The following is a 21,775-nucleotide window of genomic DNA, read 5'->3' on the forward strand; positions in this document are numbered from 1 at the left end:
TACGAGCTAGCGATTATTCGACATCACAGCCCGCGACCGGTCAGCGCCGTTGCGCGCGCACGACCCAGAACGCCATCTCGATGTCGTTGCCGTCGAGTTCCCGGCGCACCGTCGCAGGCTCCAGCGATTCGATCTCCCAGCCCGCGCCGCCGAGAACGTCGCGCAGCGTCCGCTCGGACACCGCGGGCCGCGGCCGCTCCTCGTCGGGCGGCTGGGCGTCGGAGAAACAACTGAGCAGCAGGGTGGCGCCCGGCCGGGTGGCGCGGTGCGCCGCGGCCGCGTAGCTGCGCTTGGCGTCGTCGTCGAGGCAGTGGAACATGCCGCTGTCGACAATGGTGTCGAACGCGTCGGTGTAGCCCTCGAGCGTGGTGGAGTCGGCGACGGCGAACGTCACCTCGACCCCGGCGTCCGCGGCGCGCCGCTCGGCGGTTTTCAGCGCGGTCGGGGAGATGTCCAGACCGGTGACGTGGTGTCCGTTCTTGGCCAGGTAGATGGCGTTGTCGCCGAGCCCGCAGCCGACGTCGAGGACGTCGCCGCGGACCCAGCCGCCGTCCTGCCACGCGACGACCGTCTCCTTGGGCGCCTTGGTGTCCCACGGCGGCGTGGCCACGGCGGGCAGGCCCTCGGCCGGGCTTTCGCCGCGATACAGGGCATCGAAATCGAGAACCGGAAACTGGGAGGAATTCGAGGGATTTGAGGGGGAAGGCGCGCCTGTCATTTTCGCCAGGGTAGCGCGGAATGCTACGCTGCCGGGCAGTCGACATCCTTTAACGATCCGTCCAGAGAGGCGGAGAAGGAGGTCAAGATCTCGCATGGGTGCCGCGGGTGATGCCGCCAGCGGCAGGGAATTGATGTCTGCGGCCGACGTCGGTCGCACCATTTCGCGCATCGCGCATCAGATCATCGAAAAGACCGCGCTCGACAGTCCCGACGCCCCACGGGTGGTGCTGCTCGGCATCCCGACCCGCGGTGTGATCCTGGCCCAGCGCCTGGCCACCAACATCGGCGAATACAGCGGTGTCGAGGTCGGCCACGGCGCCCTCGACATCACGCTGTACCGCGACGACCTGATGCAAAAGCCGCCCCGCCCGCTGGAGGCCACGTCGATCCCGGCCGGCGGCGTCGACGACGCGCTGGTGATCCTCGTCGACGACGTGCTGTATTCCGGGCGCTCGGTGCGCTCGGCCCTGGACGCGCTGCGCGACGTGGGCCGGCCGCGCGCCGTGCAGCTCGCGGTGCTGGTCGACCGCGGCCACCGCGAATTACCGCTGCGCGCCGACTATGTCGGCAAGAACGTGCCGACCTCACGCACCGAGAGCGTGCACGTGCAACTCGCCGAGCACGACGGCCGCGACGGGGTGGTGATCTCCCGATGACCCGCCACCTGCTGACCGCCGGCGACCTCAGCCGCGACGACGCCACCGCCATCCTCGATGACGCGGACCGCTTCGCGCAGGCCCTGGTCGGCCGCGAGATCAAGAAGCTGCCGACGCTGCGCGGCCGCACCGTGATCACGATGTTCTACGAGAACTCGACCCGCACCCGGGTGTCGTTCGAGGTGGCCGGGAAGTGGATGAGCGCCGACGTGATCAACGTGAGCGCGGCCGGATCGTCGGTGGGCAAGGGCGAGTCGCTGCGCGACACCGCGCTGACGCTGCGGGCCGCCGGCGCCGACGCGCTGATCATCCGGCACCCGGCCTCCGGTGCCGCCCACCTGCTCGCCGACTGGACGGCGCCGGCGGACGGCGAGGGGCCGTCGGTCATCAACGCCGGCGACGGCACGCACGAGCATCCGACGCAGGCGCTGCTCGACGCGCTGACCATCCGCCAGCGGCTCGGCGGCATCGAGGGCCGGCGCATCGTGATCGTCGGCGACATCCTGCACAGCCGCGTCGCGCGGTCCAACGTCGTGTTGCTGGACACCCTGGGCGCCGAGGTGGTGCTGGTGGCGCCGCCGACGCTCCTGCCGGTCGGCGTCGACGGCTGGCCGGCCACCGTCTCGTATGACTTCGACGCCGAGTTGCCCGCGGCCGACGCCGTGCTGATGCTGCGGGTGCAGGCCGAGCGGATGAACGGCGGCTTCTTCCCCTCGGTGCGCGAGTACTCGGTGCGCTACGGGCTTTCCGATCGGCGCCAGGCGATGCTTCCCGGCCATGCCGTGGTGCTGCACCCGGGGCCGATGGTGCGCGGCATGGAGATCGCGTCCTCGGTGGCCGATTCGTCGCAATCGGCTGTGTTGCAACAGGTTTCCAACGGTGTCCACGTCCGGATGGCCGTCCTGTTCCACGTGCTGGTGGGCGCGCAGGAGATCGCGGCATGAGCGTCCTGATCCGCGGCGTGCGCCCCTACGGCGAGGGTGACCGGGTCGACGTCCTGGTCGATGACGGCCAGATCGCCGACATCGGGCCGGGTCTTGCCATTCCGGACACCGCCGACGTCATCGACGCCACCGACCACGTGCTGCTGCCCGGGTTCGTCGACCTGCACACCCACCTGCGCGAGCCCGGCCGCGAATACGCCGAGGACATCGAAACCGGTTCGGCGGCCGCGGCTTTGGGCGGCTACACGGCCGTGTTCGCGATGGCCAACACCAACCCCGTCGCCGACAGCCCGGTGGTCACCGACCACGTGTGGCACCGCGGCCAGCAGGTCGGCCTCGTCGACGTGCATCCCGTCGGCGCCGTCACCGTCGGGCTGGCCGGGGCCGAGCTCACCGAGATGGGCATGATGGCCGCCGGCGCCGCGCAGGTGCGCATGTTCTCCGACGACGGCATCTGCGTGCACGACCCGCTGATCATGCGCCGCGCCCTGGAGTATGCGACCGGGCTGGGGGTGCTGATCGCCCAGCACGCCGAGGAGCCCCGGCTGACGGTCGGCGCGGTCGCCCACGAGGGGCCCACGGCCGCGCTGCTGGGACTCGCGGGATGGCCGCGGGCCGCCGAGGAATCGATCGTCGCCCGCGACGCGCTGCTGGCCCGCGACGCCGGCGCCCGGGTGCACATCTGCCACGCCTCTACCGCGGGAACCGTCGAAATCCTGAAATGGGCTAAGGCGCAGGGCATTTCGATCACCGCCGAGGTCACGCCGCATCATCTGCTCCTCGACGACGCAAGACTGGCCAGCTACGACGGGGTCAACCGGGTCAACCCGCCGCTGCGCGAGGCCGCCGACGCGGTCGCGCTGCGTCAGGCGCTCGCCGACGGGGTAATCGACTGTGTGGCCACCGATCACGCCCCGCACGCCGAGCACGAAAAGTGCGTCGAGTTCTCCGCGGCGCGCCCCGGCATGCTGGGGCTGCAGACGGCCCTGTCCGTGGTGGCGAGCACGATGGTGACGCCCGGGTTGTTGACCTGGCGCGACGTCGCCCGGGTGATGAGCGAGAACCCGGCGCGCATCGTCGGCCTGCCCGACCACGGCCGGCCACTCGAGGTGGGGGAGCCGGCGAACCTGACCGTGGTGGACCCGGACGCCACCTGGACGGTCGCCGGGGGCGACCTGGCCAGCCGGTCGGCCAACACGCCCTACGAGGCGATGACCTTGCCCGCCACCGTGACTGCGACCCTGCTGCGCGGCAAGATCACCGCCCGCGACGGGAAGAGTCCGGCATGAATTCGGGAACGCTGGTGGGGTCGCTGATCTTCGCGGCCGTGCTGGTGGTGGTGATCGCCGTGGTGATTCAGGTGATGATGCGTTCCTGGCAGCGCCGCGGCCAACGGCAGCAGGCGGTGATCGGGGAGTTGCCCGACATGCCCGACGAGGTGAGCTCCGCGACCCTGACGACCCGCGGCCTCTACTGCGGCTGCGCCGTCGCACCGGCCTGGAACGAGCGCATCGTCGCCGGCGATCTCGGCTATCGGAGCAAAGCGGTGCTGACCCGCTACCCCGAGGGGATCCTGTTGGAACGCGTTCGCGCCAAACCGATTTGGATTCCGGACGAGTCGATCGTGGCCATCCGCATGGAGCGCGCCATCGGAGCCAAGGTGGTGGCGCGCATTGGGATACTGGCGATCCGTTGGCGGCTGCCATCGGGCGGCGAGATCGACACCGGATTCCGCGCGGACCACCGCGCCGACTACGACGCCTGGCTGTCAGACCCGCAGGAGGGAGCCGCGTGAGCAAGGCCCTACTGGTGCTCGAGGACGGCCGCGTCTTCACCGGCACGCCGTTCGGCGCGATCGGCCAAACCCTCGGGGAGGCGGTGTTTTCCACCGGCATGTCCGGCTATCAGGAGACGCTCACCGACCCCAGCTATCACCGGCAGATCGTGGTGGCCACGGCGCCGCAGATCGGCAACACCGGCTGGAACGAGGAGGACGCCGAGAGCCGCGGCGACAAGATCTGGGTCGCCGGCTACGCGGTGCGCGACCCGTCGCCGCGTGCGTCAAACTGGCGCGCCACCGGCACGCTGGACGACGAGCTGGTCCGGCAGAACATCGTCGGGATCGCCGGCATCGACACCCGCGCGGTGGTGCGGCACCTGCGCAGCCGCGGCTCGATGAAGGCCGGGGTGTTCTCCGGTGACGCGCTCGCCGAGCCCGCCGAACTGCTGGAGCGGGTGCGGGGCCAGCGGTCGATGCTGGGCGCCGATCTGGCCGGCGAGGTCAGCACCGACGGCACCTACATCGTCGAACCCGAAGGGCCGCAGCGGTTTACCGTGGCCGCGCTGGACCTCGGGATCAAGACCAACACCCCACGCAACTTCGCCCGTCGCGGCATCCGCAGCCATGTGCTGCCCGCATCGGCGACCTTCGAGCAGATCGCCGAGCTCAAGCCGGACGGCGTGTTCCTGTCCAACGGGCCCGGCGACCCGGCCACGGCCGACCACGTCGTCGGGCTCACCCGGGAGGTGATCGGCGCCGGAATCCCGTTGTTCGGAATCTGTTTCGGCAACCAGATCCTGGGCCGGGCGCTGGGCCTGTCCACCTACAAGATGGTGTTCGGTCACCGCGGCATCAACGTCCCCGTCATCGACCACGCCACCGGCCGAGTCGCGGTGACCGCGCAGAACCACGGGTTCGCGCTGGAAGGCGAGGCGGGCCAGTCGTTCGACACGCCGTTCGGGCCCGCGGTCGTCAGCCACACCTGCGCCAACGACGGGGTGGTCGAGGGCGTCAAACTCGCCGATGGAAAGGCATTTTCGGTGCAATACCACCCGGAGGCCGCCGCGGGTCCCCACGACGCGAATTATCTGTTCGACCAATTCGTCGACCTCATGGAAGGAAGCCGCTAGTGCCGCGGCGGACTGACCTCAACCACGTGCTGGTGATCGGCTCGGGGCCGATCGTCATCGGGCAGGCCTGCGAATTCGACTACTCCGGCACCCAGGCCTGCCGGGTGCTGCGCGCCGACGGGCTGCAGGTCAGCCTCGTCAACTCCAACCCGGCCACCATCATGACCGACCCGGAGTACGCCGATCACACCTACGTCGAACCGATCACCCCGTCGTTCGTGGAGCGGGTGATCGCCCAGCAGGCCGAGCGCGGCAACAAGATCGACGCGCTGCTGGCCACCCTCGGCGGGCAGACCGCGCTCAACACGGCCGTCGCCCTGTACGAGAACGGCGTGCTGGAGCGCTACGGCGTCGAACTGATCGGCGCGGATTTCGAGGCGATCCAGCGCGGCGAGGACCGGCAGCGGTTCAAGGATATCGTCGCCAAGGTCGGCGGCGAATCCGCCCGCAGCCGAGTGTGTTTCACGATGGACGAGGTCCGCGAGACCGTCGAGGATCTCGGCCTGCCGGTGGTGGTGCGGCCCAGCTTCACGATGGGCGGCCTGGGCTCGGGCATGGCGCATTCGGCCGAAGAGGTCGACCGGATGGCTGGTGCCGGTCTGGCCGCGAGCCCGAGCGCCAACGTGCTGATCGAGGAATCGATCTACGGCTGGAAGGAATTCGAGCTCGAGCTGATGCGCGACGGCCACGACAACGTCGTGGTGGTGTGCTCCATCGAGAACGTCGACCCGATGGGCGTGCACACCGGCGACTCGGTCACCGTCGCGCCGGCGATGACGCTGACCGACCGCGAATACCAGCGGATGCGCGATCTCGGCATCGCGATCCTGCGCGAGGTCGGGGTGGACACCGGCGGGTGCAACATCCAATTCGCGGTCAACCCGCGCGACGGCCGGCTGATCGTCGTCGAGATGAATCCGCGGGTTTCCCGATCGAGTGCGCTGGCCTCCAAGGCCACCGGCTTTCCGATCGCCAAGATCGCGGCCAAGCTGGCCATCGGCTACACCCTCGACGAGATCGTCAACGACATCACCAAAGAAACGCCCGCCTGCTTCGAGCCGACACTGGACTACGTCGTGGTCAAGGCGCCGCGGTTCGCGTTCGAGAAATTCCCCGGCGCAGATCCAACGCTGACCACGACGATGAAATCCGTCGGGGAGGCAATGTCGCTGGGCCGCAACTTCATCGAGGCGCTGGGCAAGGTGATGCGGTCGCTGGAAACGGGCCGTGCCGGCTTCTGGACGAAACCCGATCCCGACGGCCCAGAAGGAACAGTGACCGAGGTGCTGGCCCGCCTGCAGACTCCGACCGAAGGCCGGCTCTACGACATCGAACTGGCGCTGCGGCTGGGCGCGTCGGTCGAGCAGGTCGCCGAGGCCAGCGGCGTCGACCCGTGGTTCGTCGCGCAGATCGGCGAGCTGGGAACGCTGCGCGCCGAGCTGGTCGCCGCCCCGGTGCTCGATGTCGACCTGCTGCGGCGGGCCAAGCACAGCGGGCTGTCCGACCGCCAGATCGCGGCCCTGAGACCGGAATTGGCCGGCGAGGACGGTGTCCGGTCCCTGCGCGAGCGCCTCGACATCCACCCGGTGTACAAAACGGTCGACACTTGCGCCGCGGAGTTCGAGGCCAAGACGCCCTACCACTACAGCAGCTACGAACTGGACCCGGCCGCCGAGACCGAGGTGGCGCCGCAGGCCGAGAGGCCCAAGGTGCTGATCCTGGGTTCGGGGCCGAACCGGATCGGCCAGGGCATCGAATTCGACTACAGCTGTGTGCACGCGGCAACCACGTTGAGCCAGGCCGGTTTTGAAACGGTGATGGTCAACTGCAACCCGGAGACGGTGTCCACTGACTACGACACGGCCGACCGGCTGTACTTCGAGCCGCTGACCTTCGAGGACGTGCTGGAAGTATTCCGTGCGGAATCCCAGTCCGCGGCGGGCGGCCCCGGGGTGGTCGGGGTCATCGTGCAACTCGGCGGGCAGACGCCGCTGGGACTGGCCCAGCGGCTCTTCGACGCCGGGGTTCCCATCGTGGGCACCCCGCCGGAGGCCATCGACCTGGCCGAGGACCGCGGCGCGTTCGGTGACGTGCTGCGTACCGCCGGGCTGCCCGCGCCGAAATACGGCACCGCAACGACTTTCGACCAGGCCCGCCGGATCGCCGCGGACATCGGCTACCCGGTGCTGGTGCGGCCGTCGTACGTGCTGGGCGGGCGCGGCATGGAGATCGTCTACGACGAGGAGACGCTGCGCGGCTACATCACCCGCGCCACCGAGCTGTCGCCCGAGCACCCGGTGCTCGTCGACCGTTTCCTGGAGGACGCGGTGGAGATCGACGTCGACGCGCTGTGCGACGGCGCCGAGGTCTACATCGGCGGCATCATGGAGCACATCGAGGAGGCCGGCATCCACTCCGGGGACTCGGCCTGCGCGCTGCCGCCGGTGACGTTGGGCCGCAGCGACATCGAGAAGGTCCGCCGCGCCACCGAGGCCATCGCGCACGGCATCGGCGTGGTGGGTCTGCTCAACGTGCAGTACGCCCTCAAGGACGACGTGCTCTACGTCCTGGAGGCCAACCCGCGTGCCAGCCGCACGGTTCCGTTCGTGTCGAAGGCCACGGCGATTCCACTCGCGAAGGCGTGCGCCCGGATCATGCTGGGCGCCACCATTTCCCAGCTGCGCGACGAGGGAATGCTGGTGCCGGACGGGGACGGTGCCCACGCGGCGCTGAACGCGCCGATCGCGGTCAAGGAGGCGGTGTTGCCGTTCCACCGGTTCCGCCGCGCGGACGGGGCGGCCATCGATTCGCTGCTGGGCCCGGAGATGAAGTCGACGGGCGAGGTGATGGGGATCGACCGCGACTTCGGCAGCGCCTTCGCCAAGAGCCAAACCGCCGCCTATGGATCGCTACCGGCCGAGGGCACCGTGTTCGTCTCGGTCGCCAACCGCGACAAGCGGTCGCTGGTGTTTCCCGTCAAGCGGCTGGCCGATCTGGGCTTCCGCGTTCTCGCCACCGAAGGCACCGCGGAGATGTTGCGCCGCAACGGGATTCCTTGCGACGAGGTTCGAAAGCACTTCGAGCCGCCGCAGCCGGACCGGCCCGCGGCGTCCGCCGTCGACGCGATCAAGGCCGGCGAGGTCGACATGGTGATCAACACCCCCTACGGCAACTCCGGCCCGCGCATCGACGGTTACGAAATCCGCTCGGCCGCGGTGGCCGTGAACATCCCGTGCGTCACGACGGTGCAGGGCGCGTCGGCCGCCGTGCAGGGCATCGAAGCGGGGATCCGTGGCGACATCGGCGTGCGGTCGCTGCAGGAACTGCACAGCGTCATCGGTCCGGGTGGCGCAAAGTGACGGGGTTCGGCGCCCGGCTGGCCGCGGCCAAGCTGGCCCGCGGGCCGCTGTGCCTGGGCATCGACCCCCATCCCGAGCTGCTGCGGGCCTGGGACCTGCCGACCACCGCCGACGGGCTGGCCGCGTTCTGCGACATCTGCATCGAGGCCTACGCCGGCTTCGCCGTCGTCAAGCCGCAGGTGGCGTTCTTCGAGGCCTACGGCGCCGCGGGATTCGCGGTCCTCGAGCGCACCATCGCAGCGCTGCGCTCCGCGGGAGTGCTGGTGCTGGCCGACGCCAAGCGCGGCGACATCGGGACGACGATGGCCGCCTACGCCGAGGCGTGGGCGGGCGATTCGCCGCTGGCCGCCGACGCCGTGACGGCCTCGCCGTACCTGGGCTTCGGCTCGCTGCGGCCGCTGCTGGAAGCCGCCGCGGCGCACGACCGCGGGGTGTTCGTGCTGGCGGCAACCTCCAACCCGGAGGGCGGCACGGTGCAGCGCGCCACCTTCGACGGCCGGACGGTGGCGCAGCTGATCGTCGACCAGGCGGCGGTGGTCAACCGTTCCGCCACGGTGCCCGAGCCCGGATACGTCGGCGTGGTGCTCGGCGCGACAGTGTTCGAGGCGCCCGACGTCAGCGAGCTGGGCGGACCGGTGCTGGTGCCCGGGCTAGGGGCGCAGGGCGGGCGCCCCGAGGCGCTCGCCGGCCTGGGCGGGGCGGCGCCCGGCCAGCTGCTGCCCGCGGTCGCGCGCGAGGTGCTGCGGGCCGGACCGAGCGTGGGGGACCTGCGGGCGGCGGGCGAACGGATGCTCGACGCCGTCGCGTACCTGTCCACGCTGTAGGCGCTGCCTCAGTCCGACGCCACCGCCGTGCCGGGTCTCGCGGTTTCGACGATGACTGTCGTGGCCTTGACGACGGCCACGGCGACGCTGCCCGGCTGCAGCTTCAACTCGTCGGCGGCAGCGGTGCTCATCAGCGACACGACGGTGAAGGGACCGCACTGCATTTCGACCTGGGTCATGACCTTGTCGCGGGTGACCTCGGTGACCAGGCCGACGAACCGGTTGCGGGCGGAGCTGCCGATGCTCAGCGGATCCGGCGGCGGCGTCGGCGCGTTGGTCCGGGCAAACTCGGCGAGGTCCTCGCTGGCGATCACCTTGCGCCCGGCCGCGTCCAGACCCACCGCCAGCGTGCCGTTGTTGATCCATCGCCGGACGGTGTCGTCGCTGACTCCCAGCAGCTCGGCCGCCTGACGGATGCGCAGACTCGGCACGGCCCGATCGTATCAACCGGCCCCAAGTTTGTTTGCTGGGTCCGAGGCGCAAAGCCGCGGCCCGGCCCGGTGGCCGGCGACGAATGCGGCTGCCGCCGCGGCCGGCCCTCGGGCCGGGGTCCCGGCATTTCGATCGCGCGGTCGGGCGGGTCGGGGTGCGCCCGGCGCGCCCGGGAAGGCGGCCGAGGGGCCGCGAAAGCAGCGATTCCGGGCCGGGCCACCGGCGCTTCGGCGGGCGGAAACGCGGCCGAAATCGCCGTCGCGGGGTCGCCGACCTGCCGCTGACCGTGGCGCGACACGCGCGACACGCCATGCGAAATTGCGAGATCCGCCGCACGAGTTCTCGCGACCGTCGGCGCCGCCGGCCGCGAGTCCCGGCGGCTCGGCGCCCGACGGCGGTGCGGCGCCACAAAATCCCAGGTAGAGGGCCGAAAATGGCGCAAAATCGCCGGGCCGATGGCCCCGAAATGGCGCCGTGTCCAGCCGGTTTCCGGGCCCCCAAAGGGACCCCCGGCCTGACCCGCACGGCGGGTCGACCTGCCCATTTACCCCAATAACCAGGGGGGTCGGGTTAGATTTCGTCAGGAAGGCTGAGTACGGTCGTCTCCGCTGGCTGAAGTACCCGGCAGAGACACAAGATCGAGAGATTGATCAGATACGGAGGAATCGTGGCCCTTCCCCAGTTGACCGACGAGCAGCGCGCGGCCGCGTTGGAGAAGGCGGCTGCCGCACGTCGAGCGCGAGCAGAGCTCAAGGACCGGCTGAAGCGCGGTGGCACCAGCCTGACCCAGGTGCTCAAGGACGCCGAGACCAACGAAGTCTTGGGCAAGATGAAGGTTTCTGCGCTGTTGGAGGCTTTGCCGAAGGTGGGCAAGGTCAAGGCGCAGGAAATCATGACCGAGCTGGAAATCGCGCCGACTCGCCGTCTGCGTGGTCTCGGCGACCGTCAGCGCAAGGCCCTGCTGGAAAAGTTCGGCTCCTAACCCGGCCGCGCGATGCAGGCCGAACGGCCTGTGCGGGCACCGACCCAGGAGCGCCGATGAGCGCGAGCGGGGGACCGGACGTCGAGTACGGGGCGCGTCCCGAGCCGATCGGCAACGGACGCGTGGTCGTGCTGTCCGGTCCCTCCGCGGTCGGCAAGTCCACGGTGGTCCGCTGCCTGCGTGAGCGGATCCCCAACCTGCATTTCAGCGTTTCCGCCACGACGCGGGCGCCGCGGCCCGGGGAGGTCGACGGCGTCGACTACCACTTCGTGAGCCCCGCCCGCTTTCAAGAACTCATCGACGAGGGCGCCCTGCTGGAGTGGGCCGAGATCCACGGCGGGCTGCACCGATCGGGCACCTTGGCCGAGCCGGTGCGCGCCGCCGCGGCGTCCGGGCGCCCGGTGCTCATCGAGGTCGATCTGGCCGGGGCCAGGGCCGTCAAGCGGGCGATGCCCGAAGCGATTGCGGTGTTTCTGGCGCCACCCAGCTGGGAGGACCTGGAGTCCAGGCTCGTGGGCCGCGGCACCGAGACGCCCGAGGTGATCCAGCGCCGGCTGGACACCGCCCGCGTCGAGCTGGCGGCACAGGACGACTTCGACGAGGTCGTGGTCAACAGTCGATTGGAGTCTGCGTGCGCGGAATTGGTATCCTTGCTGGTGGCAACCGCGCCTGGCCCGGATTGAGTCGCCTGGTCAGCGCCGGACCCAAACCGATCACGCATCGAGTTTCCCACCGCTTCTACGCCGCCAGGAGATTTTCTTAAGTGAGCATTCCGCAGTCCGACGCGTCGCTAGCCGCCGTGCCCGCCCTGGATCAGTTCGATCCGTCGTCAACTGGGCAGGGCGCCTACGACACCCCGTTGGGCATCACCAACCCGCCCATCGACGAATTGCTGGACCGCGTCTCGAGCAAGTACGCGCTGGTGATCTACGCGGCCAAACGGGCCCGGCAGATCAACGACTACTACAACCAGCTCGGCGAAGGCATCCTCGAGTACGTGGGTCCGCTGGTAGAGCCCGGGCTGCAGGAAAAGCCGCTGTCCATCGCGATGCGCGAGATCCACGCCGACCTGCTCGAACACACCGAGGGCGAGTAACAGGCCGGGCGCGCTGTGGACCGCAAGCGGATCGTCGTCGGCGTCTCCGGTGGCATCGCCGCCTACAAGGCGTGCACCGTCGTTCGTCAGCTCGCCGAGGCCGGTCATGAGGTCCGCGTCATCCCCACCGAATCCGCGTTGCGCTTCGTCGGGGCCGCCACTTTCGAGGCGCTTTCCGGACAGCCGGTCCACACCGGCGTCTTCTCCGACGTTCCCGAGGTGCCGCATGTGCGGCTGGGGCAGCAGGCCGACCTGGTCGTCGTCGCACCCGCCACCGCCGACCTGCTGGCCCGGGCCGTGCACGGCCGCGCCGACGACCTGCTGACCGCGACGCTGCTCACGGCGCGATGTCCGGTGCTGTTCGCACCCGCGATGCACACCGAGATGTGGTTGCACCCGGCCACCGTCGACAACGTGGCGACTTTGCGCCGCCGCGGGGCAGTTGTGCTGGAACCCGCATCCGGGCGCCTCACCGGCGCCGACAGCGGGGCCGGACGGCTGCCCGAGGCCGAGGAGATCACCACACTTGCCCACCTGCTGCTGGAGCGCCACGACGCGTTGCCCTACGACCTCGCCGGCTGCAAGCTGCTGGTGACCGCCGGTGGCACCCGCGAACCGATCGATCCCGTCCGTTTCGTCGGCAACCGCAGCTCCGGCAAGCAGGGCTACGCAGTCGCCCGGGTCGCCGCGCAGCGCGGCGCCGAGGTCACCCTGATCGCCGGGCACACCGCCGGCCTCATCGACCCCGCCGGCGTCCACGTCGTCCACGTCAGTTCGGCGCAGCAGCTCGGGGAGGCGGTGTCCAAGCACGCCCCCGACGCCGACGTGCTGGTGATGGCGGCCGCGGTGGCCGACTTCCGGCCCGCGCAGGTTGCCGCCGCCAAGATCAAAAAGGGTGGCGACGACCCCCCCACGATCGAGCTGGTGCGCAACGACGACGTGCTGGCCGGCGCGGTGCGGGCCCGCGCCCACGGCGACCTGCCCAACATGCGGGCCATCGTGGGGTTCGCCGCCGAGACCGGCGACGCCAACGGCGATGTGCTCTTTCATGCCCGAGAGAAGTTGCGGCGCAAGGGCTGTGACCTGTTGGTCGTCAACGCCGTGGGCGACGGCAGGGCGTTCGAGGTGGACAGCAACGACGGCTGGCTGCTGGCGTCCGACGGCGCCGAGTCCGCGCTGCAGCACGGTTCCAAGACGCTGATGGCCAGTCGTATCGTTGATGCGATCGTGGCGTTTCTGCACCACACGGGCTAGCGATACGGTTGCATGCGCCCGGCTGGGCCGGTTGAGCCTAGGGCGTTAAAATAATTTGTCTAACTAAGTTTTGGGTGAGGGTGACTGGAAGGATGACAGAGTGAGCGAGAAGGGTCGGCTGTTTACCAGTGAGTCGGTGACCGAGGGACATCCCGACAAAATCTGTGACGCGATCAGCGACTCGGTCCTCGACGCGCTTTTGGCGGAGGACCCCCGCTCACGTGTCGCGGTCGAGACCCTGGTGACCACCGGGCAGGTGCACGTCGTGGGCGAGGTGACGACGACGGCGAAAGAGGCGTTCGCGGACATCACGAACACGGTGCGCGCGCGCATCCTGGAGATCGGCTACGACTCGTCGGACAAGGGCTTCGACGGCGCGTCGTGCGGCGTGAACATCGGCATCGGCGCGCAGTCGCCCGACATCGCGCAGGGCGTCGACACCGCCTACGAGGCCCGCGTCGAGGGCGAGCAGGATCCGCTGGACCTCCAGGGGGCCGGCGACCAGGGCCTGATGTTCGGCTACGCGATCAACGACACCCCGGAGCTGATGCCGCTGCCCATCGCGTTGGCGCACCGCCTGTCGCGGCGGCTGACCGAGGTCCGCAAGAATGGCACGCTGCCCTACCTGCGGCCGGACGGCAAGACGCAGGTCACCATCGAGTACGAGGACGACGTGCCGGTCCGGCTGGACACCGTGGTCGTGTCCACCCAGCACGCCGACGGCATCGACCTGGAGAAGAAGCTGGATCCCGACATCCGGGAGCATGTGCTGAAGACCGTGCTGGCGGACCTTGCACACGAGACGCTGGACTCGTCGGCGACCCGGGTGCTGGTCAACCCGACGGGGAAGTTCGTCCTCGGCGGCCCGATGGGGGACGCCGGCCTGACCGGCCGCAAGATCATCGTCGACACCTACGGCGGCTGGGCCCGCCACGGCGGCGGCGCCTTCTCCGGCAAGGATCCGTCCAAGGTGGACCGTTCGGCGGCGTACGCGATGCGCTGGGTGGCAAAGAACATCGTCGCCGCCGGCCTGGCGGAGCGGGTCGAGGTGCAGGTGGCCTACGCCATCGGCAAGGCCGCCCCGGTCGGGCTGTTCATCGAGACGTTCGGCACCGCGATCGTCGACCCGGTCAAGATCGAGAAGATCGTGCCCGAGGTGTTCGACCTGCGGCCCGGCGCGATCATCCGCGACCTGGACCTGCTGCGCCCGATCTACGCGCAGACGGCCGCCTACGGGCACTTCGGCCGCACCGACGTCGAGCTGCCGTGGGAGCAGCTGAACATGGTCGACGAGCTCAAGCGCGCTATCTAGGCAGCGGGTGGTCGGGCTCTAACGCGGGCAGGCCGTCGATGCTGCGCCGATTGCGTTCGACCAGGCGAACATAGGACTCGGCGGGCGCCTTGGCGTGATGCGCGTCGAGCACCGGCCGCTCGTCGACGAGGTCGTAGTAGGGCACCGCGAACCCGCAGGCGTCGGCGATGCGCTCGACATCGATCACGATGACGGCACGCACGCCCGGATGCTCGCCTCCGAAATGCGTTCGCAGGCCCGCGAATTCGGCGTCGTCGGGCCGGACCGCGCGGCCGGTGCCGAACAATCGCAGGATCCGCGAGTTGCGGGTGAACGAGCAGAACATGATGGTGACGCGGCCGTTGTCGCGCAGGTGGGCGATGGTTTCCACACCGCTGCCGAACATGTCCAGGTAGGCCACGGTGTGGTCGTCCAGCACCGCGAACGTGTCCCGATACCCCTTGGGGGAGAGGTTGATCCGGCCGCCTTCGGACGGAGCGGTGGCCACGAAGAACACGGCCTGCTCGCCGATGAACTCCCGCAGCGACTCGTCGATACGCGAAAACTCTTTCGCCACGCGTCGAAGCCTAATGCAAGGCCGCAACCGAATTTGCGGTCTAGCCGGTGAATCGGTAGTCGTCGAGGTCGAAACGCCGGCTGCGCCAGTAGGTCTGCAACGTGGTGGCCGGGCGCAGCGGCACGTCGCCGTTCTTGTCGAAGTAGTAGCTGTTGGCCTGCCGGCAGCTGTCCTGCCAGAAGATCTGCCGGTGTCGCTTGCGCATCATCTCGGCGAAGTAGCGGTCGTTGGCCTCCTCGGTGACCTCGACCCGCGTCGCGCCCTTGCGCCGCGCGTGCTTCAGGCACCGCACGATGTGGTGGGTCTGGGTCTCGATCAGCGCGAAATACGACGAGCCGACGTAGCCGTAGGGGCCGAATACGATGAACATGTTGGGGAAACCGGGAATGCTGACGCCCTCGTAGGCCTGCAGGCGATGCTCGTCCCAGAAGCGGCTCAACGACCGGCCGCCGCTTCCGGTGACCGCGAAGGTCGGGACGTTGTCGGTGTCCATCACCTTGAAGCCCGTCGCCAGGATCAGCACGTCGACCTCGTGGTTTTCGCCGTCGGTGGTGGCCACCGCCGCGGGGGTGATCTTGTCGATCGGTTCCGTGACCAGCCGCACGTTGTCGCGGTTGAAGGTGGCCAGATACGTGTTGTGGAAGCCCGGCCGTTTACAGCCCACGGCGTAGCGCGGCGTGAGTTGCTCGCGCACCGCCGGGTCGTGGACCTGCTGACGCAGGTAGCGCAGCCCGGCCGACTCCATCCTCTTGGCCACCGGAAACACGGTGAAGTACTGCACCGCGATCGGGAAGGTCACCTCGACGAAGGCCTGGGTGATCAGCCGCTGCACGACCTTGCCGCCGGGGATGCGCATCGCCCAGCGCGCCGGTGCGGGCAGCGGGACGTCGAACTTCGGGAAGCACCAGATCGGGGTGCGCTGAAACACGGTGAGCTGCTTGACGATTGGGGCGATCTCGGGGATGACTTGCACCGCCGACGCGCCGGTGCCGATGATCGCAACGCGCTTGCCCGTGAGGTCCTGCGCGTGATCCCACCGTGCGGTGTGCATGGTGATGCCGGCGAACGAGTCCACGCCGTCGATGTCGGGCAGATTCGGCACGGTCAGCACGCCGCTGGCGCTGATCAAGAACCTGGCGGTGATTTCGCCGCCGGGGTCGGTCTGCACCCGCCACAGCGATCGCTCGTCGTCGAACTCGGCGGAAAGCACCTTGGTGTTGAACCGGATCCGCGACCGGATGTCGTACTTGTCCACGCAGTGTTCGGCGTAGGCCTTCAGCTCGTGGCCCGGGGCGTAGGTTCGCGACCAGCGCGGGCTCTGCTCGAACGAGTACTGGTAGGAAAACGACGGAATGTCCACGGCGATACCGGGATAGGTGTTCCAGTGCCAGGTGCCGCCGACACCGTCGCCGGCCTCGACCACGAGGTAATTGGGCAGCCGGGCCTTGTCGAGCTTGATCGCGGCGCCGATACCGGAGAACCCGGCGCCGACGATCAGGGCATCGTAGTCGGGGTTCATGCGCGTGGCTTTCCGATCACGTGCACTCCGTCCTTCGGTCGTAGCGTCAGCGTCGCCTCGAGTTCGACGGGCGGGCCGGGCGCGAGGTCAAAGGTAAAGCGCTGACTCATGATCGCCGCCATCAGCACCATCTCCATCATCGCGAAACTCTGCCCGATGCAGATGCGCCGGCCGCCGCCGAACGGCAGGTACGCCGAGCGGGGCCGGTCGGATGGTGTGCAAAAACGGTTGGGATCGAACGTCTCCGGGTCGGGCCACCAGCGCGGGTCGTGGTGAATGTGATGGATCGGGATGAGGACGGTGGTGCCGCGACGGATGTGGTGGCCGCCGATCACGTCCTCCTCGATGGCCCGCCGCGAGATGGTCCACACTGCCGAGTAGTAGCGCTGCGATTCCTGCAGGCACGCGGTGGTCCACGGCAGCCTGCCCAGGTCGTCGGCGGTAGGTCGGCGAGCGCCGAGCACGTCGTCGATCTCGGCGAGCATCCGGTCGCGGGCGTCGGGGTGCTGCGCCATCAGATACCAGAACCAGGACATGGCGTTGGCGGTGGTCTCGTGACCGGCGAGCATGAACGTCAGGGCCTCGTCGCGGATCCGCTGACGGGGCCAGCGCCCACCGTCGGCGCGCAGCAGCACGTTGAGCAGGTCCGCGGAGTCGGTCGGGTGCAGCATCCGGTGATCGATCACGGCGTTGACCGCGCGGTCGAGGGTCAGCGTGATGTCCTGCATGTCGCGCAGGGGCGGCGGCATGCGGACGCCGGAGAAGGCCAGCCAGTGCAGCGCGTCGTAGACGGGGGGCGGCATCAGGCCCCACAGCCCGAGTCGTTGCAGCCGCTCGGCATGCCGCAGCCCGCGCGTCGCCAGGTCGTTCATGCTTTCCACCAGCGGTCCGAAGTCCTGGCTGAACAGGGAATTGGCGACCACGCGCAGCGTCGCCTCGACCATCGTCTGGTGGATGTCGAAGCGGGTGCCCGTCGGCAGCTCGTCGGTGACGGCCGCGATGGGGTCGATCATCAGGTCGACGATGCCGTTCAGGTGGCGCCGGGCGAAGGTCGGGTTCAGCTGGCCGCGGTGCGCCGCCCAGGAATCACCCTCGTCGGTGAGCAGGTTGATGCCGGCGGTGGCGCGTATCGGCTCGTATTCGGATGACTTGACGTATTTCAGCCGCGCCTCGTGTAGCACGTGATCGACGTAGTCGGGGTGACTGATCGAGACGAAACGCCTACTGGCGCAGCGGAATCGAACGATATCGCTGCCGGATATCCGGCTCATGAATCCGTCGCCCACGTCGAATCCGACGGTGAGGGCCTCGCGCGTCATCGTCCAAAAGCTCAGGCGTCTGGCGGGGCCCGCCAGCGGCCGCTCAGCGGTGAGGGTCGCCATGACTCAACTGTAGGGGTGACGCCGGCGCCGAGTAATGAGATTATCGGACAAGGAGTTGGGAGTTTAGGACATCGCATGGACCAACCGCCGACGCTGAGTCACACCGTGCACGCGACCCGGGTGCTGTGCGAGGTGGCCAACGAACACGGGGTGCCGACCAGCGAGGTGCTGGCGGGCACCGCCATCGGCCCTGCCGACCTGAACAACCCCGACACCATGGTCAGCGCCCTCGACGAGATCGAGGCGGTGCGCCGCGTGCTCGCCCGACTTCCGGGCGAGGCCGGCATCGGCGTCGATGTGGGCAGCCGGTCCACGCTTACCCATTTGGGATTGTTCGGGTTTGCCGTCATGTCGTGCGGCACCCTTCGGGAACTGTTTTCCATCGCGATGCGCTATTTCGCGCTGACCACGTTGCAGATCAACCTCGCGTTGTTCGAAACCGCCGAGGAGTGCGTGATCGAGCTCGACGCCGACCACCTGCCCGCGGATGTGCGGGGCTTCTTCATCGAGCGCGACATCGCTGGAATCCTAGCGACCACAAACACTTTCGTGCTGCCGGTCGCGGAGAAATACGCCGACCAGGTATCAGCCGAACTGGCGGTCGACGAGGAACTGCTGCGGCCGCTGCTCGACGTCGTCCCCGTGCACGACGTCGCGTTCGGCCGGGCGCACAACAGGGTGCGCATTCCGCGCGCCATGTTCGACGAGCCGCTGCCGCAGGCGGACCGGCACACGCTGGAAATGTGCATGGCGCAGTGCGACGTGCTGATGCAGAACAGCCAGGGCCGGCGAGGGATCACCGCGCTCGTGCGCAGCAAGCTGTTCCGCGATTCCGGTGTGTTCCCCACGCTTCCCGACGTCGCCGAGGAGCTCGACGTGCACCCGCGAACGCTGCGCCGGCGGCTCGCCGAGGAAGGAACGTCGTTCCGCGCGCTGCTCAACGAAGCGAGATCCACCGTGGCCGTGGACTTGCTGCGCAATGTCGGGCTGACGGTCGAGGAGGTGTCCACCCGGCTGGGTTACACCGAAGTCTCGACGTTTTCGCACGCGTTCAAACGCTGGTATGGCGTTGCGCCCAGCGCGTATTCACGCCAAGGCTAGGGGTGCAGCGCCTTCTTCAGCGCCGCCAGCCCGCGGTTGGTGGCCTCGGCGGCCGCGGGGATCACGAGGGCGAAGCTGGCGTAGCCGTGCACCAGGGTCGGCTCGTTGCTCAGTTCGGCGGGCACGCCCGCGGCGTTGAGCAGCTGCGCGTAGCGGGCGCCGTCGTCGCGCAGCGGATCGTGTTCGGCGGTCCCGATGTAGGCGGGCGGCAGACCGGACAGGTCGGGGGCGTTGGCCGGGGCGAGGGTTACCGGCAGCGTCGTGGGGTCGCTGATGTCGATGTCGGGCAGGTACCAGGTCAGAAAGGCGTCGATGACGTCGCGGTCCAGGATCGGCGCGGTGGCGTTCTCGGTGTACGACGGCAGTGACAGATCGGCGGTGACAACGGGGTACCACAGCAGCTGGAACGCCAGCTGGGGCCCGGCGTTCTCGCGCGCGAGGTGCGCCATGACCGCGGCGAGGTTGCCGCCCGCCGAGTCGCCGGCGACGGCGATCCGGTCCGGGTCGCCGCCCAGCTCGGCGGCGTGCTCGGCGACCCACTGCAGCGCGGCCCAGGAATCGTTGACGGCGGCGGGGAACGGATGTTCCGGCGCGAGCCGGTAGTCGACGGACACCACGATGGCGTCGGCGCCGACCGCGTGCGCGCGGGCGACGGGCTCGTGAGTGTCCAGGTCGCCCAGCGCGAATCCGCCGCCGTGATAGAAGACGACGATCGGCGACGGCGTATCCACCCCGGCCGGCCAGTAGATCCGAACGGGAATGTCGCCGAGCTCGCCGTGCCCGACCGTCCGCTCCTCGACCCGCAGCTGCGGAAGCATTTCCACCGGCACCTGAAGCTGCTTGAGCCGCGCGCGGGCGACCTCCACGCCGTCGGTTGCCTTGAAGGTCATCGGGTAGGCGTCGAGCAGCGCCTTGAACGTCGGATCGATGCCTGGTCGGGCGATGGTGGGCTCAATCATTGGTACAACATACGCCAGGGATTTACCTGTACAGCGCATTGCGCAGCGCCGCGAGGCCGCGCTCCAGCGCGGCGGTGGCCGCGGGGACCACGCCGGCGTAGCCGAGGTAGCCGTGCACCATCGCCTCGGCGTTGTGCACCTCCACGGGCACACCGGCGGCGGCCAGCAGCTCGCCGTACCGGATGCCGTCGTCGCGCAGCGGATCGTGGCCGGCGACACCGATGTAGGCGGGCGCCACGCCGGCCAGGTCTTTCGCCCGGCCCGGCGCTACCCCGGGAGGCGGATCGGACAGGTCGATTTCGCCGGCATACCACCGGGAGAACGCGGCGACGGCGCGGGTGTCGAGTATTGGCGCCGAGGCGTTCTCGGTGAACGACGGCAGCGAGGGATCCCACATCGCGGACGGATACCACAGCAGCTGAAAAACCAACGCCGGTCCGCCCTTGCCGGCGCGGGCGCGTTGGGCCATCACCGCTGAGATGGTGCCGCCCGCCGAATCGCCGGCCACCGCCATCCGGGCACTGTCGGCGCCGATCTCGGTGCCGTGCTCTGCGACCCAAAGCGTTGCGGCCCAAGCGTCTTCGATCGCGGCCGGGTACGGGTGCTCGGGCGCCAACCGGTAGTCGACGGACACCACGATCGCGTCCGCGCCCACCGCGTGCTGCCGGCACTCCCCGTCGTGGGTGTCGAGGTCGCCCACGACGAAGCCGCCGCCATGAAAAAACACGACGACCGGCCAGCCGATGCTCGGCGGGGTGGCTTCGGAATCGGTTGGCGGCCAATAGATCCGGATGCCGATGGGGCCCGCCGGGCCGTCGATGGTCCGGTCCTCGACCCGCAATTCGGGATGGAAGGAGCGGCGCGGCAGGTCGCGGAACCGCTGGCGCGCAGCGTCGATGCCGTCGTCGGTCGATAGCCGGAACGGAACCGCATCCAGTACCTTCAGCAGGATGGGGTCGATCTCGTCGGCTTTTTTCTCCAAGTCGGGCATGGAGGTACCGTACGCATCCCGCCTGGTGGCCGGGTGTTGGGTGGTGGCCGGCTGGGCGGGACTGGCCTACGGCATCTACCTGACGGTGATCGCATTGCGCTCACCCCCGGGCATCGAGCTGACCGGTCATTGGGTGCTGCAGCCGCCGTTCAAGGCATCGATGGCGCTGTTGCTGACGGTCGCCGCGGTGGTTCACGCCATCGTGCGCGAGCGGCGCTGGCTGATGCCGGCGCTGCTGCTGTCGGCCGTCGGCGACTGGCTGCTCGCGATCCCGTGGTGGGGGCCGTCCTTCGTCGGCGGGCTGGCCGCGTTCCTGTTGGCGCACCTGTGTTTTCTGGGCGCGCTGCTTCCCCTGGCGCACGCGCGATCACGGCCGCGCCTCGCCGCCGCCGCGGTGATGTGCGTGGCGGCGACGTCACTGCTGGCATGGCTGTGGCCGCATCTGGGCAAGGACAAGCTTGCGGTCACGGCCTACATCGTCGTGCTGACCGCCATGGTGTGCGCGGCACTGCTGGCGGAGCTGCCGACGATATGGACCGCGGTGGGGGCCGTGTGTTTTGCCGTGTCGGACGCGATGATCGGCGTCGGCCGGTTCATCCTGGGCAACGAGGCGCTCGCGGTGCCGATCTGGTGGGCGTACGCCGCGGCCCAGATCCTGATCACCGCCGGTTTCTTTTTCGGTCGAAAACAACCCGCCGATGACAGCCCCGAGGACCTTGAAAGCCAAGGGTAGCAACACGTCTCGCGGGGCAGCGTGACTGCCAAACTGCGCACACCC

21 protein-coding genes are annotated in these 21,775 nt (G+C 69.2%); 14 read left to right on the top strand and 7 right to left on the bottom strand.

Going from position 1 to position 21,775, the window contains the following annotated elements:
* Positions 1 to 40 precede the first annotated feature (40 nt).
* Positions 41 to 718, bottom strand: coding sequence for a class I SAM-dependent methyltransferase (locus A5747_RS13570; protein ID WP_076124988.1), 678 nt, complete (start codon positions 716 to 718; stop codon positions 41 to 43).
* A gap of 94 nt (positions 719 to 812) precedes the next feature.
* Here A5747_RS13570 and pyrR point away from each other — a divergent pair, with 94 nt between their 5' ends.
* Genes pyrR through pyrF form a run of 7 tightly spaced genes read left to right on the top strand, consistent with a single transcriptional unit; the run spans position 813 to position 9,413 of the window.
* On the top strand, positions 813 to 1,376 hold the full coding sequence (pyrR, locus tag A5747_RS13575) for a bifunctional pyr operon transcriptional regulator/uracil phosphoribosyltransferase PyrR (RefSeq protein WP_076124991.1): 564 nt from the start codon (positions 813 to 815) through the stop codon (positions 1,374 to 1,376).
* The gene (locus tag A5747_RS13580; RefSeq protein WP_076064758.1) at positions 1,373 to 2,320 is read left to right on the top strand and encodes an aspartate carbamoyltransferase catalytic subunit; all 948 of its coding nucleotides are present in this window, start codon (positions 1,373 to 1,375) and stop codon (positions 2,318 to 2,320) included. The genes pyrR and A5747_RS13580 overlap by 4 nt, the downstream gene beginning before the upstream one ends.
* Positions 2,317 to 3,609 (top strand): dihydroorotase, encoded by a 1,293-nt coding sequence (locus A5747_RS13585; RefSeq protein WP_076124993.1) that lies wholly within the window; start codon positions 2,317 to 2,319, stop codon positions 3,607 to 3,609. The genes A5747_RS13580 and A5747_RS13585 overlap by 4 nt, the downstream gene beginning before the upstream one ends.
* Complete coding sequence (locus tag A5747_RS13590; protein WP_076124996.1) at positions 3,606 to 4,115, top strand: transporter; 510 nt, start codon at positions 3,606 to 3,608, stop codon at positions 4,113 to 4,115. Before A5747_RS13585 ends, A5747_RS13590 begins: the two co-directional genes overlap by 4 nt.
* Positions 4,112 to 5,230, top strand: coding sequence for a glutamine-hydrolyzing carbamoyl-phosphate synthase small subunit (gene carA / locus A5747_RS13595; protein WP_175611379.1), 1,119 nt, complete (start codon positions 4,112 to 4,114; stop codon positions 5,228 to 5,230). The genes A5747_RS13590 and carA overlap by 4 nt, the downstream gene beginning before the upstream one ends.
* Complete coding sequence (gene carB / locus A5747_RS13600; protein WP_076124999.1) at positions 5,230 to 8,589, top strand: carbamoyl-phosphate synthase large subunit; 3,360 nt, start codon at positions 5,230 to 5,232, stop codon at positions 8,587 to 8,589. The genes carA and carB overlap by 1 nt, the downstream gene beginning before the upstream one ends.
* The gene (gene pyrF / locus A5747_RS13605) at positions 8,586 to 9,413 is read left to right on the top strand and encodes an orotidine-5'-phosphate decarboxylase (RefSeq protein ID WP_076125001.1); all 828 of its coding nucleotides are present in this window, start codon (positions 8,586 to 8,588) and stop codon (positions 9,411 to 9,413) included. Before carB ends, pyrF begins: the two co-directional genes overlap by 4 nt.
* 8 nt (positions 9,414 to 9,421) lie before the next feature.
* Here the strand turns inward: pyrF and A5747_RS13610 are convergent, their stop codons facing one another.
* The gene (locus tag A5747_RS13610) at positions 9,422 to 9,844 is read right to left on the bottom strand and encodes a molybdopterin-binding protein (RefSeq protein ID WP_076125003.1); all 423 of its coding nucleotides are present in this window, start codon (positions 9,842 to 9,844) and stop codon (positions 9,422 to 9,424) included.
* 668 nt (positions 9,845 to 10,512) lie between these two features.
* On the opposite strand from A5747_RS13610, the gene mihF reads away from it, so the two are divergent.
* The 5 genes from mihF (at position 10,513) to metK (ending at position 14,489) form a co-directional block, all read left to right on the top strand.
* The gene (gene mihF / locus A5747_RS13615) at positions 10,513 to 10,827 is read left to right on the top strand and encodes an integration host factor, actinobacterial type (protein WP_076063029.1); all 315 of its coding nucleotides are present in this window, start codon (positions 10,513 to 10,515) and stop codon (positions 10,825 to 10,827) included.
* 56 nt (positions 10,828 to 10,883) lie between these two features.
* Complete coding sequence (gene gmk / locus A5747_RS13620; RefSeq protein ID WP_076125005.1) at positions 10,884 to 11,510, top strand: guanylate kinase; 627 nt, start codon at positions 10,884 to 10,886, stop codon at positions 11,508 to 11,510.
* 80 nt (positions 11,511 to 11,590) lie between these two features.
* Complete coding sequence (gene rpoZ / locus A5747_RS13625) at positions 11,591 to 11,923, top strand: DNA-directed RNA polymerase subunit omega (protein ID WP_076125007.1); 333 nt, start codon at positions 11,591 to 11,593, stop codon at positions 11,921 to 11,923.
* A gap of 15 nt (positions 11,924 to 11,938) precedes the next feature.
* The gene (gene coaBC, locus A5747_RS13630) at positions 11,939 to 13,177 is read left to right on the top strand and encodes a bifunctional phosphopantothenoylcysteine decarboxylase/phosphopantothenate--cysteine ligase CoaBC (RefSeq protein ID WP_076125009.1); all 1,239 of its coding nucleotides are present in this window, start codon (positions 11,939 to 11,941) and stop codon (positions 13,175 to 13,177) included.
* Between the two features lie 100 nt (positions 13,178 to 13,277).
* Positions 13,278 to 14,489 (top strand): methionine adenosyltransferase, encoded by a 1,212-nt coding sequence (gene metK / locus A5747_RS13635; protein ID WP_076125012.1) that lies wholly within the window; start codon positions 13,278 to 13,280, stop codon positions 14,487 to 14,489.
* Here metK and A5747_RS13640 read toward each other — a convergent pair.
* Genes A5747_RS13640 through A5747_RS13650 form a run of 3 tightly spaced genes read right to left on the bottom strand, consistent with a single transcriptional unit; the run spans position 14,482 to position 17,946 of the window.
* On the bottom strand, positions 14,482 to 15,045 hold the full coding sequence (locus A5747_RS13640; RefSeq protein ID WP_076125014.1) for a pyridoxamine 5'-phosphate oxidase family protein: 564 nt from the start codon (positions 15,043 to 15,045) through the stop codon (positions 14,482 to 14,484). The two genes, metK and A5747_RS13640, sit on opposite strands and share 8 nt — an antisense overlap.
* A 40-nt stretch (positions 15,046 to 15,085) precedes the next feature.
* Positions 15,086 to 16,564: an NAD(P)/FAD-dependent oxidoreductase gene (locus tag A5747_RS13645; protein ID WP_076125016.1), complete on the bottom strand. Its 1,479-nt coding sequence runs from the start codon at positions 16,562 to 16,564 to the stop codon at positions 15,086 to 15,088.
* The gene (locus A5747_RS13650; RefSeq protein WP_076125018.1) at positions 16,561 to 17,946 is read right to left on the bottom strand and encodes a cytochrome P450; all 1,386 of its coding nucleotides are present in this window, start codon (positions 17,944 to 17,946) and stop codon (positions 16,561 to 16,563) included. Before A5747_RS13650 ends, A5747_RS13645 begins: the two co-directional genes overlap by 4 nt.
* A 75-nt stretch (positions 17,947 to 18,021) precedes the next feature.
* Here A5747_RS13650 and A5747_RS13655 point away from each other — a divergent pair, with 75 nt between their 5' ends.
* Positions 18,022 to 19,047 (top strand): AraC family transcriptional regulator, encoded by a 1,026-nt coding sequence (locus A5747_RS13655; RefSeq protein ID WP_076125020.1) that lies wholly within the window; start codon positions 18,022 to 18,024, stop codon positions 19,045 to 19,047.
* Here A5747_RS13655 and A5747_RS13660 read toward each other — a convergent pair.
* Both A5747_RS13660 and A5747_RS13665 read right to left on the bottom strand, forming a co-directional pair.
* Positions 19,044 to 20,006, bottom strand: coding sequence for an alpha/beta hydrolase (locus A5747_RS13660; protein WP_076125022.1), 963 nt, complete (start codon positions 20,004 to 20,006; stop codon positions 19,044 to 19,046). The genes A5747_RS13655 and A5747_RS13660 overlap by 4 nt on opposite strands.
* 22 nt (positions 20,007 to 20,028) lie before the next feature.
* The gene (locus A5747_RS13665; protein WP_076125024.1) at positions 20,029 to 20,997 is read right to left on the bottom strand and encodes an alpha/beta hydrolase; all 969 of its coding nucleotides are present in this window, start codon (positions 20,995 to 20,997) and stop codon (positions 20,029 to 20,031) included.
* Between A5747_RS13665 and A5747_RS13670 the strand changes: the two genes are divergently transcribed.
* Positions 20,996 to 21,730 carry a lysoplasmalogenase gene (locus tag A5747_RS13670; RefSeq protein WP_076125026.1) on the top strand — a complete coding sequence of 245 codons (735 nt, stop codon included), beginning with the start codon at positions 20,996 to 20,998 and terminating at the stop codon, positions 21,728 to 21,730. The genes A5747_RS13665 and A5747_RS13670 overlap by 2 nt on opposite strands.
* Positions 21,731 to 21,775: the final 45 nt, after the last annotated feature.

It is taken from the genome of Mycobacterium sp. IS-836, assembly GCF_001954275.1.
GTDB lineage: Bacteria > Actinomycetota > Actinomycetes > Mycobacteriales > Mycobacteriaceae > Mycobacterium.